12 protein-coding genes are annotated in these 13,459 nt (G+C 64.3%); 11 read left to right on the top strand and 1 reads right to left on the bottom strand.

What is annotated here, in order from left to right:
* Positions 1 to 15: 15 nt before the first annotated feature.
* From ACVWZ7_RS06510 to ACVWZ7_RS06480, 7 genes are all read left to right on the top strand, one after another.
* Positions 16 to 351: a cupin domain-containing protein gene (locus ACVWZ7_RS06510; protein ID WP_344364471.1), complete on the top strand. Its 336-nt coding sequence runs from the start codon at positions 16 to 18 to the stop codon at positions 349 to 351.
* Positions 352 to 417: 66 nt separating this feature from the next.
* A complete protein-coding gene (locus ACVWZ7_RS06505; protein ID WP_456507340.1) occupies positions 418 to 1,785 on the top strand; it encodes a diacylglycerol/lipid kinase family protein in 1,368 nt (455 codons plus the stop codon).
* A 26-nt stretch (positions 1,786 to 1,811) separates the two neighbouring features.
* Positions 1,812 to 3,083 carry an alpha-hydroxy acid oxidase gene (locus ACVWZ7_RS06500; RefSeq protein WP_456507339.1) on the top strand — a complete coding sequence of 424 codons (1,272 nt, stop codon included), beginning with the start codon at positions 1,812 to 1,814 and terminating at the stop codon, positions 3,081 to 3,083.
* Between the two features lie 204 nt (positions 3,084 to 3,287).
* A complete protein-coding gene (locus tag ACVWZ7_RS06495; protein ID WP_456507338.1) occupies positions 3,288 to 4,067 on the top strand; it encodes an ABC transporter substrate-binding protein in 780 nt (259 codons plus the stop codon).
* Positions 4,068 to 4,073: 6 nt separating this feature from the next.
* Positions 4,074 to 5,096 carry an amino acid ABC transporter permease gene (locus ACVWZ7_RS06490; protein ID WP_456507337.1) on the top strand — a complete coding sequence of 341 codons (1,023 nt, stop codon included), beginning with the start codon at positions 4,074 to 4,076 and terminating at the stop codon, positions 5,094 to 5,096.
* Positions 5,093 to 5,860, top strand: coding sequence for an amino acid ABC transporter ATP-binding protein (locus ACVWZ7_RS06485; RefSeq protein ID WP_344364482.1), 768 nt, complete (start codon positions 5,093 to 5,095; stop codon positions 5,858 to 5,860). Before ACVWZ7_RS06490 ends, ACVWZ7_RS06485 begins: the two co-directional genes overlap by 4 nt.
* Before the next feature lie 49 nt (positions 5,861 to 5,909).
* Positions 5,910 to 7,274, top strand: a complete 1,365-nt coding sequence (locus ACVWZ7_RS06480; protein WP_344364485.1) for an MFS transporter — start codon at positions 5,910 to 5,912, stop codon at positions 7,272 to 7,274.
* Here the strand turns inward: ACVWZ7_RS06480 and ACVWZ7_RS06475 are convergent.
* Positions 7,207 to 8,364 (bottom strand): sigma-70 family RNA polymerase sigma factor, encoded by a 1,158-nt coding sequence (locus tag ACVWZ7_RS06475; protein WP_344364488.1) that lies wholly within the window; start codon positions 8,362 to 8,364, stop codon positions 7,207 to 7,209. The two genes, ACVWZ7_RS06480 and ACVWZ7_RS06475, sit on opposite strands and share 68 nt — an antisense overlap.
* Before the next feature lie 709 nt (positions 8,365 to 9,073).
* On the opposite strand from ACVWZ7_RS06475, the gene ACVWZ7_RS06470 reads away from it, so the two are divergent.
* The 4 genes from ACVWZ7_RS06470 to ACVWZ7_RS06455 all read left to right on the top strand — a co-directional run bounded on the left by ACVWZ7_RS06470 (position 9,074) and on the right by ACVWZ7_RS06455 (position 13,435).
* Complete coding sequence (locus tag ACVWZ7_RS06470; protein ID WP_344364490.1) at positions 9,074 to 10,597, top strand: APC family permease; 1,524 nt, start codon at positions 9,074 to 9,076, stop codon at positions 10,595 to 10,597.
* Between the two features lie 111 nt (positions 10,598 to 10,708).
* Positions 10,709 to 11,905 carry a cytochrome P450 gene (locus tag ACVWZ7_RS06465; RefSeq protein WP_344364492.1) on the top strand — a complete coding sequence of 399 codons (1,197 nt, stop codon included), beginning with the start codon at positions 10,709 to 10,711 and terminating at the stop codon, positions 11,903 to 11,905.
* Positions 11,906 to 11,975: 70 nt separating this feature from the next.
* Entirely contained in the window at positions 11,976 to 12,167 is a 192-nt protein-coding gene (locus ACVWZ7_RS06460) for a ferredoxin (RefSeq protein ID WP_344364495.1), read from the top strand.
* A gap of 2 nt (positions 12,168 to 12,169) precedes the next feature.
* The gene (locus ACVWZ7_RS06455; RefSeq protein ID WP_344364498.1) at positions 12,170 to 13,435 is read left to right on the top strand and encodes an NAD(P)/FAD-dependent oxidoreductase; all 1,266 of its coding nucleotides are present in this window, start codon (positions 12,170 to 12,172) and stop codon (positions 13,433 to 13,435) included.
* The last annotated feature ends 24 nt before the right edge of the window (positions 13,436 to 13,459 follow it).

Here is a 13,459-nt window from a genome sequence, read left to right as displayed (position 1 = left end):
GAGTAGGGTGGCCCCATGCAGAAGATATCGCTTGATGCCCTTGCCCGGCAGCAGATTGCAGCTGCGGTGGCGGCCCCCAGCGGACGTGCGGCAGATACTGCGTTTGGCGGACATGAGAAAGTTCTTCGCCAGACCGTCATGGCATTCAGGGCGGGGACGCAGTTGAGCGAGCATCAGAACCCCGGCGAAGCGACCGTGTTTGTGCTCCGCGGCTGTGTCCGGCTTCGGGCCGGCAACGAATCCTGGCAGGGCAAGACCGGCGACCTGCTGATCGTGCCCGACGGGCTGCACAGCCTGGAAGCGGAAGAGGACTCGGCGATCCTGATGACCGTGGCCAAAATCAATACCTGACGGCACAGCCGCAGGCGGGGAGACCGGTCGATCGACCAGGGGCCGGATTACCGCAAGGAGCAGGATATGACTGTCATCCCTTTCGACGAAGTCCCACAGACCCGGCGGTGGTGGGCCAGGGCCGCTTACGTCGCGATCGTCTGCGCGGCGCTCGTTCCCCTGGCGGCTGCGGGTTTGGCAGGAACCATCGCACTGCTCCTGACGGGTGCCGGCGGCCTCGTGGTGACCATGGTCGGGATCTACTGGTTCCTCATCAGCCGTGGAGTCCTGCGCTGGTGCGCACTGGGACTGGCGGTGCTCGCCCCGCTGGTCGTGTTGTTCTTGTTCGTTCAAGCCGGACTCCTGTGGGAGGTCATGGTCACGGTGGGGCTCGTGTTCGTGGCGTTGGTGTGTGCCCGCGCGGCCCTCCGGGAGAGCCGGGAAGGCTCAAAGATGCCCGAGTACCCCGCTCCCACCTGGCGGCATGCCTTCCTGGTGATGAATCCGCGTTCCGGCGGTGGCAAGGTGGTGAAGTTCGACCTCCAACGGAAGGCGGAGGAACTCGGCGCCGAGGTGGCGCTCCTCGAGGGCCCGGGCCCGGTGGATGTCGATGCGCTGGCCCGGCAGGCGGTAGAGCGCGGGGCGGATCTGCTCGGCGTCGCCGGCGGTGACGGAACCCAGGCGCTCGTGGCCGGCATCGCGGCCGAGCACAACCTGCCGTTCCTGGTGATCAGTGCCGGCACCCGCAACCACTTCGCCCTCGATCTCGGGCTGGACCGGGAGGATCCGACCGGCTGCCTGGATGCCCTCCGCGACGGGGTCGAGCTAAACGTGGACCTCGGCAAGATCAACGGCCGCACCTTTGTCAACAACGCCTCCTTCGGCGTGTACGCGGAGGTGGTGCAGAGCCCGGAGTACCGCGATGACAAGGCCGGCACCGTGCTGCAGATGCTGCCGGACCTGATCAAGGGGGACAAAGGCACGCGGCTGCGAGCCCAGATGGACGGCGTGACGGTGGACGGACCGCAGGCGGTGCTGGTGAGCAACGGCCCCTACGGCAGCAACGACCTCGCGGGCCTGGGCCGGCGGACCCGGCTGGACCGCGGCGTGCTCGGCGCGGTGACGATTTCCGCCGCCACCACCCGTGAAGCCGTGGGCCTGCTGCGCCGCGCGACCAAGCACGGGCTGATCCAACGCGCCGCGGTGGAGGTGGTGGTTGACGCAGACGTGCCCGCAATCCCCGTCGGTGTGGACGGCGAGGCCCTGCAGATGAGCACGCCAGTGCGGTGCAGCATCGAACCCGGTGCCCTGCGGGTCCTGGTTCCGCGGAAACGTCCCGGCGTCCCGCCCGCCCAGCCGGCGCTGGATCTGGTCCGGCTCCGTGAGCTGGCGTGGGGGCACCGGGACGCAGGGTCCACGGCGTCCGCGTCTTCGGCCCCGCAGGCCGAACGATAACGCAAGCACGCAACGGGAGGCCCTCATTGAAATTCAGCGATGCCAGGCAGCTTATCCAGATCAAGGCTCCCGTATTGTCCCGCCAACGGCGTGTGCTGGCGGGCGCCTACAACGTCGAGGAATACCGGAAATCGGCAAAGAAGGTCTTGCCGGCAGGGATCTTCGACTACCTCGACGGCGGGTCTGAAGACGAAGTGACTCTCCGCCGCAACCGGGCTGTCTTCGACGCCTGGGCACTCATGCCCACTTGGGGTCCGGTGTCCGGACCCGATACGACGACGACCCTGCTCGGAAAAGACAGTGCCCTGCCCCTCACCTTGACACCCACAGGGGCCACCCGGCTGTTCCATCCCGAGGGGGAGCTGGCCGTCGCTGCTGCCGCGGACCGGGCCCGCATCCCCTACGGGCTGGCCGGGCTGAGCACCGTGGCGATGGAAACGATCGCCGAGCGCCACCCGTCTCTTGACCGCTGGTTCAACTTCGGGCTCACCTCCAACGCCCAGGCGTTGAAGGACAAACTGGCGCGCTGCGACGCCGCAGGGTTCAACACCCTGATTGTCGGCGTCGATACGCGGGCGCTGGGTTCCAGGGAACGGGACCTCCACAACGGCTTCACCGCGCCTCCCGCGCTGACGCTGTCAACCATTGCGGACATCGCCCGACGTCCGTCCTGGTGGATCAACTTCCTGAAGTCGGACGGAATCAGTTTTCCCAATTTGGATCCGCGCAGTGCCGCGGCCACCTCTGTTGTTACCCCGTCCATGTGGCAGGACATCCTTGGCCACTCGGATGCGACCAGCGGATGGACGGAACTGGAAGCCTTGCGGCAGGCCTGGCATGGCAAGATCGTGCTGAAAGGCTGCGTCAACCCGGCCGACGTGGCGAAGGCCTCCCGCATTGGCCTGGACGCCGTCCAGCTGAGCAATCATGGCGGACGCCAGCTCGACCACATGCTGAGCCCCATGGATGTCCTCCAGGAATCGCGGCAGCGGGTGGGCGATTCGATCGAGATCTATGTGGACTCAGGCATCCGCCGAGGGAACGACATCCTCAAGGCGTTGGCACTCGGAGCCGATGCCTGTGCGATCGGCAGGGCCTACCTTTACGGATTGGTGGCGGCCGGCTCACCGGGTGTCGGGCGCATCATTGAGATCCTCGCAGATGAACTCCGGCGTACGATGACGTTAGTGGGCGTTTCCAGCATTTCCGAGTTGAAAGTTCGAGGCGGGGAAATTCTTCGGGACATTCGTCATTCCGGAGAAATCCTCGAAACAAGAGCGCCAGGTGACACGAATTGATGAGTCCTGAACTAGCAGTCACGTAGTGCCCTTCCGCAGCGTTGCGGGAGCCTAGAGGATCTTTGAACAGCTAAGGAAACCATGCGCATCCGATACCTTCTTCCCGTTCTCACCATAGCTACGGCGATGTCCCTCTCCGGTTGTGTCAACAACAGTGAACCAACCCCCTCTGGTGGGGCATCCGGAACAGCTGACACGATCGACGTGAAAAAGAATGACGCCATTGCCGCGTCGCTTCCGGAGAAAATGAAGAGTTCCGGCGTGCTCAATGTCGGCATGGCTAACAACTACCCGCCCAACGAGTTCAAGGACGATAACGGTGCGCCCGCTGGCTGGTCTGTGGACCTCACCAATGCCTTGGGCAAGGTAATGGGCTTGAAGGTCAATTTCGACATCGGCACCTTTGACAACATTCTTCCTGCCGTCAAAGCAGGGAAGGATGACATGGGAATGTCCTCGTTCTCGGACACACTGGAACGCGAAAAGCAGGTGGATTTCGTGAACTACTACTCTGCCGGCATCCAATGGGCCGCTCCCAAGGGCAAGACCGTGGACCCGAACAACGCGTGCGGGCTCAAAGTCGCTGTCCAGGCAACCACCTATGAGGACACGCATGAGGTGCCAGCAAAATCGAAGGCCTGCACGGATGCAGGGAAGCCGGCGATCACCATCTTCAAGTACGACGCGCAGGACCAGGCGACCAACGCCCTCGTGGTGGGACAGGTCGACGCGATGAGCGCCGATTCGCCCGTGACTCTTTATGCCATCTCCAAGACCAAGGACAAGCTGCAGACCGCCGGCAACGCCTTTGAGGTGGCGCCGTACGGCATCCCTGTGGCCAAGGGCAGTGAATTCACGCCCGTCCTCCAGAAGGCCCTCCAGGCGCTGATCGACGACGGCACGTACAACAAGATCCTGACCAAGTGGGGAGTGGAAGCCGGCGGCATCAAGACGGCGGCACTCAACGTGGCAGCCAAAGGGTGATAGTAAATGAGCGAGCCGGAATCCGGCAGGATGCTTGAGTCGGAACCTGATGGGAAGCCGCGAGCCCGCGCAGGACAGGACACGGACGACGCGCCGGCGGAGGCGATCGTTGCGATCCCGCTGCGTCACCCGTGGCGGATCTTCATTGCCGTGGTCCTGGTGCTCGGGTTGGCGGTCTTTGTGCTCGACGCTGCCCAGCGCCCCGACTACGGCTGGCCGGACGTGGGAAAGTACATTTTCGACCGCCGGATCAGCCAGGCCGCGTGGGTGACGTTGTGGCTGACCATCTACGCGATGATCGGCGCGATCGTCATCGGCCTGCTGCTGGCCATCATGCGGCTCTCACCAAATCCGGTGCTGAAGAGTATTGCCTGGCTGTATATCTGGATTTTCCGGGGAACTCCCGTCTACGTGCAGCTCGTGTTCTGGGGCATCGTGTCCCTGATCTATCCGGTCTTCACGCTGGGGATTCCGTTCACTCCGCCGTGGGTCACCGTCCCGAACGATATCTTCACGAACTTGTTCATCACCGCCGTGATCGGCCTGGCCTTGAACGAGGCCGCCTACATGTCTGAAATCGTGCGTGCCGGCCTGCTGTCAGTGGACGAGGGCCAAGCAGAGGCTTCGACGGCCCTGGCGATGTCCTGGGGACAGACGATGCGGTACGTCGTGGTTCCTCAGGCCATGAAGATCATCATTCCGCCTACCGGCAACGAAGTGATTTCGATGCTTAAGACCACCTCCCTGGTGGCCGCGATTCCATTGAGCATTGACCTCTATGGGGTTTCCCGTGGCATTTCAGCCGTGACGTTCACTCCCGTACCGCTGCTGATTGTGGCTTCCCTTTGGTACCTGCTCTTCACCTCGATCCTGATGGTCGGCCAGCACTTCATTGAAAAGCGGTTCTCCCGGGGAACCGGACGGCTCAAGACGACTGGCAAGGAACCCGCGGGGCCAGAACCGGGACTGACGGCGGGGCCCGGCGAACCGGGTGCACCGCTCAGTACTGATGCTGGAGGTAAGAGATGACGGGCGTGCCAATGGTCCTTGCGGAGAAGGTTTCCAAGAATTTCGGCTCCAACCGGGTCTTGCGCGGAATCAGCCTGAAGGTAGACCCGGGGGAGGTCCTCTGCATGGTGGGGCCCAGCGGTTCGGGTAAGTCGACGTTCCTGCGGTGCATCAACCACCTGGAAGTGGTTGATGGCGGCCGTCTTTCGGTCGACGGACAGCTGGTCGGCTACCGGCAAAAAGGAGACAAGCTTTACGAGCTCAAGCTCAAGGAAGCGGCTTTCCAACGCCAGGAAATCGGGATGGTCTTCCAAAGATTCAACCTGTTTCCGCACCTGACGGCGTTGGAGAACATCACCCTTGCTCCCATGCGGGTGAAGAAGATTTCCAAGGCCGCGGCCACTGCCCGGGCCGTGGAACTTCTGGAGCGTGTCGGGCTGGCGGACAAGGGCGATGCCTATCCGGCGCACCTTTCGGGCGGGCAACAGCAGCGGGTGGCCATTGCCCGTGCCCTGGCCATGGACCCGAAGCTGATGCTCTTCGACGAGCCGACAAGTGCCCTGGACCCGGAGCTGGTGGGCGAGGTCCTGGACGTCATGAAGGGACTGGCCAAGAGCGGTATGACCATGATTGTGGTGACCCATGAGATGGGGTTTGCCCGCGAGGTGGCGGACACGCTCGTGTTCATGGATGAAGGCGTGGTGGTGGAGGCCGGGCCTCCCCGTCAGATCCTGAGCGACCCGCAGCATGACAGGACCAAGGCATTCCTTTCCAAGGTCCTCTGACGCGTCACAAGGTTTCCAGGCACCGCCGGGTATGGGACAGACTGTTGCCGTGAGCAACTCTCCCCGGACGGGCATCGCCGTCGCCGGACTCAGCCTCGGCACGGCACTGAACCCGCTGAACTCCTCGATGATCGCCGTCGCCCTTGTGGTGCTGCGCGCAGACTTCGGGCTCGACGTCGCCACGGTCACCTGGGTGATCACGGCGTTTTACCTCACCTCCGCGGCCGGCCAGCCGCTCATGGGACGGCTGGCGGACCGCTTCGGCCCGCGCCGGCTGTTCATGCTCGGCATGGGCCTGGTGGCAGTGACGTGCGCGCTCGCTCCCTTCGCGCCGAACTTTGCCCTGCTCTGCGTGGCCCGTGCCTTCATGGCGCTGGGTACCGCGACCGCCTTTCCGAGCGCCGTCGTCATGGTCGCGGCGCTTGCACGGCAGGCGAACGTGAAGTCCACGCGGCCGCTGGGCCGGATCCAGATGGCCAATACCTCGGCTGCCGCCGTCGGTCCGGTGGTGGGCGGACTGCTGGTGAGCCTGGTCGGGTGGCAGGCGTTGTTCCTGATCAATGTTCCGCTCTCGATCGCCGCGATCCTGCTGGTCCGGCGCTTCGCTCCCGCCGACGAAGGACGGGAACGCGGCCGGGCCTCCGAGCTGCTGCGGGACTCGGACATCCCCGGGATTCTGGCGTTCCTGGGCGCCATGGTGCTGGTGATGATGGCGCTCCTGAACGTGCTTCCTGCCTACCGCTGGTGGCTACTGGGCAGCGGGATGCTGCTCGCCGTGCTGTTTGTCTGGCGCGAGCTGCGGTTCAGTCCGCCGTTCCTGGACCTGCGGCTGCTGGGCCGCAACCGGCCGTTGCTGCTGGTGTACCTCGGCTTTGCACTGTTCAGCGGCGTCTACTACTTCGCGTTCTTCGGCCTGCCGCAGCTGCTGCAGGAAGCCGGCGGTTACGATCCCGGCATCGTTGGGCTTCTGATGCTGCCGCTCGCCGCGATGTCGGTGGTCGTGACGCCCCTCGCAGTCCGCGCGATCGACCGTTTCGGCGTGAAGCGGGTACTGATCGCCGGCGTCGTGCTGCTGATTGTGGCGTCGGGGGCGATGTGGCTGCTGACGGCGTCGTTCGCCATTCCGCTGGTGTTTGGGCTGACCGCACTGCTGGGCGTGCCCTACGGCGTGGTCGGCATCGCCTCCAGCCAGGGCATGTACCTGTCCACCCGGATGGAGGAGCGCGGGGTGGCCGCCGGGATCTACCAGACCTGCCGGTACCTGGGGGCAATCACTGCCACTGTGCTGATCGGCATCTTCTATGGCACCGGCGTCAACCAGGAGAACTGGGGGCTGATGGTTTTCGTCATGCTCGGGCTGGGTGCTGTGGTGTTCGTGGTGTCTCTGCTGTGGCGGGAGCGGGAGAAAACCTAGGGGCCGCCAGCGCGGACTCCGACGCCGTCTCCCCGCCGGATGGGCTCCAGCAGTCAAACTGATACTGCCGCAGGGCATTGGACCGGGACGGGTGTTTGAGCTTCTCCATCGCCGTAACCTCGATCTGGCGTACGCGGTGGCGGGTCATGCCGAACGCTTTCGCGACGGCGTCCAAGGTAGTCCCTGCACCGCCCGTCATGCCGAAGCGCATCGCAATGACCCGGGCTTCCCGGGCCTCGAGTGTGTTGAGTACGGCATGCACCTGCGCCTTCATCTGTTGGTGAAAGAGCAAATCAGCCGCCTCGGGGTCAGAAGGATCCAACAGCTGTTCGGCCATCGCTTCGGTGCCGCCCTTGCCGTCGGGCACTTGACCGTCCAGCGAATGGATCGGCTTGTCCCAGGTCAGCAGATATTCGACGTTCTCGACCGAATTGTTCGTCAGCCGGGCAAGATCTTCCCGGCTGCAAAGGGTCCCCGTCATTGCGGCCGTCCGTTGTGCCGACCTCACTTTCTGCAGCTGATCGACGACGTTCCCTGGCAGCCGGATAAGACGGGCCTGATTAACCAGCGCCCGGGTGATGGCGCTGCGGATGCACCACACGGCGAAGGTGGAAAATCTGAACCCCTTGGTGAAGTCGAACTTGCAGATGGCCCGGTGCAGTCCGATGTTTCCCTCCTGGATCAGGTCGAGAAAGTCGAGGCCCCGGTGGGTGTAGTGCTTGGCGATGGACACTACCAACCGGAGGTTGGCCTGGAGCAGCGCGTCGGCAGCCCGCTTCCCCAGAAGAACGATGGTCCGCAGCTCGGCTATGTCCTGGCCGACCCGCGATGTGCCGTCCGCCAAGAGCTGTTCCGCGAAAAGCCCTGCCTCGATCTCTTGTGCCAGTTCCACCTCCTGCTCGGCGGTGAGCAGGTCGTATTGGCTCAGCCGGCGCAGGTAGTCCGCGACGGCGTCGTCGGTGAAATCGCCGCCGGCTGCCAGTAGTTGCGGCCAGTCAGAGTCGTTCGGATCGAATGATTCCGGGACCGAGGCAACGGCTGCAGGCGGGGACGGCGTCCTGCCGTTTGCCTCGTGGATCAGGTCAGCCATGTCATCCCCTGCCGGACGGTTCAAGCTCGTGAAGGCAGACTACGTGGCCGGTGTGACAACATTCGGGGGCATGGACGGATCCTGCAAAGGCGGTAGCCGCAGGACTTTGACACTCCCGGAACCCCGGAATATCTTCGGCCTTAACGAGGCATTTTGCCCGTTTCCCAACAATTTCGGCGCTGAAGGCCAACCGCCGGCCGGACACCAGACGCTAGGGGTTCAACGGTTTGATGCCACCGATGCCGCCTCTCCACGGCGGCGGCATCATCCTGCGTCCGGTTCCGGGCGATGTCGCCGGCGAGGGCCGCGCCGGGCAGAGAGAGGCAGATAGAGAGCGGGCGGACCAAGCAGCAGCTGGTCCGCCCTCTCTCTACGTGTGTCAGGAGCAGCCTCATCGCCTCGGGTAGGTTGCCATCGGCCGTGATGGTGGAAGCCGGGCCGCCCGATCATCCATGGCAGGACAGCCGCTACGAGCTGGCGAACACGCCCTTCGTCCGATCTTTTCCTTCATTTTAGAAGTTTTTGCGAATGTTACGGATACTCTCGGAGCCCAGATTTCAGGCATTTAGCGGCGATTCCAAACCCGATCAACCAATCTCTTGCCATTTAATACATGCATAACTACAGTTTTAGCAGTGAACCGCATCACACGGCGGACCTTCACCCCTTGTACACCTTGGCACCCCCTGTGCCTCTCAAAGGAGCTTCGATGTCTGAAACAGCATCGCCCCAGCCGGCAACGACGCCGCTGGATGAAGACGCCGCGCACCTTGCGCGGCTCGGCTACACCTATGACAAGCAGTTCAAACGCGAAATGACGTTCTGGGGGAACGTCTCTCTCGGCTTCACGTATTTGTCGCCCGTCGTGGGCGTCTACACCTTGTTTTCCTCGTCGCTGGGCCTGGGCGGCCCGCCGATGCTCTGGTCATTCCTGATCGTGGGGGTGGGGCAACTCCTCGTTGCGTTGGTCTTCGGTGAAATCGTCTCCAACTACCCGGTCGCCGGCGGCATCTACCCCTGGGCGCGGCGCCTGTGGGGCCGCAAGTGGGGGTGGATGAGCGGCTGGGTGTACTTGACGGCCATGCTCGTGACCATTGCAGGCGTCGCGTTCGGTGCAGGCGCCTACATCGGTGCCGTTGCCGGGGTGGAATTGGGTTCGGACAGCACCAGAATGTGGGCCTTGATCCTGATCGCCTGCGCCACGGCGATCAATCTGGGCGGAACCAAAGTCCTCAACACCATCGCCATGCTCGGACTGATCGCCGAACTCGCCGGCGCGCTGGTGGTCGGCTTCTGGCTCCTCACCACCTCCCGCCACCATGACTTGAGCGTGCTTTTCGATTCCTTTGGGGCGGGCGACGGCGGGAACTACTTCACGGCGTTCGCCGCCGCCGGGCTGATTGGCATCTTCCAGTACTACGGGTTTGAAGCCTGCGGGGATGTCGCTGAAGAAATCGCCAACCCGGGCCGCCGCATTCCGAAAGCCATGCGCATGACCATCTACATCGGCGGATTCGCCGCAACCTTCGTCTGCCTTTCCCTGATCCTTGCGGTTCCGGACTTCGGTGCCGTGATCAGCGGCAAAGACGTTGACCCCGTCAGCTCGGTCCTCGAATCCAGCTTCGGCCCGGTCGGTTACAGGCTCGTGTTGGGCGTGGTTCTTGTCTCGTTCCTGTCCTGTGTCATGAGCCTCCAGGCCGCGGCCAGCCGGCTGGGCTATTCAATGGCACGCGATGAAATGCTGCCCGGAAGCGGGCTATTGGCCAGGTTCAACGAAAAGCGGCACGTCCCGCCCTACTCGCTGGTCCTGGCAGCCATTGTGCCCGCGCTGGTGGTGATGGCCTCCGCCATCCAGGAGAACGCACTCGTCGTCATCGTGTCCTTCGCCGCGCTGGGGATCTACGTCGCCTTCCAGATGGTGGTCCTGGCCGCACTGCGCGCCCGCCTCAAGGGCTGGCAGCCCGCAGGATCGTTCCGGCTCGGCAAATGGGGAGTCCCCGTCAACGTTGCTGCACTCACGTGGGGCGTCCTGGGCATCGCCAACATGATCTGGCCCCGCACGCCGGACGCCCCCTGGTACGAAAACTACCTCGTCCTGCTGTCGGCCGCCGTCGTGGTCGGCATCGGCCTGGCCTACATGCTCATAAAGAAGCCGTACCGCCACAGCAACGTGCCTGCAGCCGACGCAATTCCTTCCGGGGAGCCACGAATCACCGTCCCCTCTAACAGCTGAGAGTCCGATCTAGCTAAGGGCAGCACCGCCCCGCCTGCGGCGATCCGCAGGCATCCACCAAGAACACGCCGCATGCCCGTGCTGCGGCATGCCAGAAGAAAGGCTCCACCCATGAGCATCTCCCTGGAAACTCCATACCTGGATATTTCCGACCCCAGCTTCGCCATGCAGTCCGAACAGCTTCGCGAAGCCCGCGAACAGAGTTGGTACGCACGCACCAACTACGGCATTGCCGTCTTGCGCTATGACGAAGTGAGCAAGCTGCTCAAGAGCCCCAAGCTTTCACAGGGAAGCGGCAAATGGCCGGACCACAACGGCGTGCACGGCGGGCTGTTCTATGACTGGTGGACCAAGAACCTGCTCGTTCTCGAAGGCGAGGACCACCACCGCATCCGCCGGCTGCTCAACCCCGCGTTCTCTCCCCGGATGATCAAGGAGTTGACCCCGCGCTTCCAGGCGCTGGCCGAGGAACTGATTTCGAACTTCATCGACAACGGCGGGTGCGAGTTCATCCGTGACTTCGCGGAACCCTACGCCACCCGGGTGCTGGCCATCCTGCTGGGCATCGACGAAAGCGAATGGCCCACGATCGCCCGCCTGGCCTCCACGGTGGGGCTTGCCCTGGGTGTCACGTTCAAGCGTGACCTCGAGAAGGTGGACGCCGCCGTCGGGGAACTTTATGAGTACGCCGAAGCCTTGATCAAGGACCGCCAACAGCAGCCCGGTGACGACTTTGTCAGCCGGCTGGTCCTCGCCAGCCGCGACGGCGACCGGCTCAGCGACGAAGAACTGCGAAACGCCCTGGTCCTGCTGATCTTCGGCGGCATGGACACCACCCGCAACCAGCTCGGCCTGGCCATGCAATCCTTCATGCGCAACCCGGAGCAGTGGGAGCTGCTCGCCGAACGGCCCGAACTCGGCGGCAAAGCGGTTGAGGAAGTCATGCGCACCAACCCGACCGTCACATGGGTGACCCGCGAGGCAGTCGAAGACTTCACCTACCAGGACCTCTTCATTGAAAAGGGCACCACAGTGCACCTCTTCACCCAGTCCTCGGGCACGGATCCGAAGGCATTCCCCAACCCCGAAATGGACCTGCTGGCCGAGAACCCGCCGCATTACGGCTTCGGCGGCGGCGTGCACCACTGCCTGGGCCACTTCGTTGCACGCGCCGACATGAGTGAAGCCCTTCCCCTGCTGGCCAGGCGCATCGCCAACCCCCACCTGACCGGCGGAGATGAGTGGCTGCCCGACTCCGGCAACACGGGCCCCATCCGCCTGCCGATCGGCTTTACCAAGCGCACCTAGCCCGCCTGGCTCGCCGGGCAGCCAGCGCCGAACCGCCAAGAACCAACCGCATCACGAATTAAGGAACATCATGGGAAACATCCACGTCGACCGGAAACTCTGCGACAACCACGGCCAGTGCGCCATCGCCGCCCCGGACGTCTTCCGAATGAACGACGACGGCATCCTCGAGTTCGAAGAGGGGTTTGCCGACACCCTTCTGGACGAGGTGGAAGAAGCCATCGACGTCTGCCCCGTCCAGGCAATCTTCCTGAAGGACTAGGCATGTCCGCCAGGATCGTCGTTGCCGGGGCTTCGATGGGCGGCCTCCGGGCCGCCGAACAGCTCCGCGCCGCCGGGTGGGAGGGGGAGATCGTCGTCGTCGGCGAGGAAGCCCACCCGCCGTACAACCGGCCGCCACTGTCCAAAGCGCTCCTCGCCGCGCCGGGCACCCCGGAGGAAGCCCTCGCTGCGGTGCAGTTCAGGCCCCGGGCCAGCGCCACCGGCATCGAATGGCGCCTGGGCACCAAAATTGTCGCTGCAGACCTCGCCGCCCGGACCGTAACGCTGGGCAGCGGCGAAAGCATCAGCTATGACGGGCTCGTCATTGCCACAGGCCTTCGCCCGGCGCGGATCGTCGCGCCCGGGCCGCTGGGTGGCCGCCATGTGGTCCGCTCTCTGGAGGACACGCTCGCCCTGCACAAAGAACTCGTGCCAGGGGCCCGCGTGCTGGTGGTGGGAGCGGGCTTCATCGGCTGCGAAGTGGCAGCCACCGCCAGCGAGCTCGGTTGCAGCACCGTCCTCGTGGAAGGCGCGAGCGGCCCCATGGAACGCTCCCTGGGCAAGGAACTGGCCGATGGCGTCCGTGGCTTCCTCAATGCCCGCGGCGTGGAGACCCATTCCGGGGCGCGCGTCACGGAATTCCTCACCAAGGAAAACGACGACGACGACGCCGGCACGTGCGGCGGAGTTGTCCTCAGCGACGGGACGAGCCTGGCGGCCGACGTCGTGGTGGAGGCCGTGGGCTCCCACCCGAACACCGAGTGGCTGCAGGGGAACGGCCTGGACCTCAGCGACGGGGTGCTCTGCGACGAACATCTTCGCGTCGTGAACGCGGGACCCGTGGTGGCGGTAGGCGATGTTGCCCGCTTCCCGGACCTTCGCACGGGTGCCGGCGCCCGACGCGTGGAGCATTGGGCCATCCCGACGGACACCGCCAAGATCGCCGCCCCCGCGCTCCTCGCGTACCTCGCCGGCGAGGAACCGGCCGAAGCCTCCGCCCCGCTGCCGTCTTTCTGGACGGACCTGTTCAAGATCCGAATCCAGGGCGTCGGCAGCCCGGCGCTCGCCGACTCCATCGAGGTTTTCGAGGGTGACACCTCCGCCCCGGAGGCGGGGGTCGCTGTCGGCTATTTCAAGGAGGGCCGCCTGATCGGAGCAGTCACCGCGGGCCTGCCGGCCGGCACCCAGTTGCGCTACCGCAATGCCGTCCTCAACCAAGAGCCGCCCTGCGCCCTTGCCGTTGCGCACGGCGCAGCTTCCCGAACTTAACAACAAACGAAAAGAGCTCGATCC

It is taken from the genome of Arthrobacter sp. TE12232 (assembly GCF_054062615.1).
This window is presented reverse-complemented; position numbering and strand designations above follow the sequence as displayed.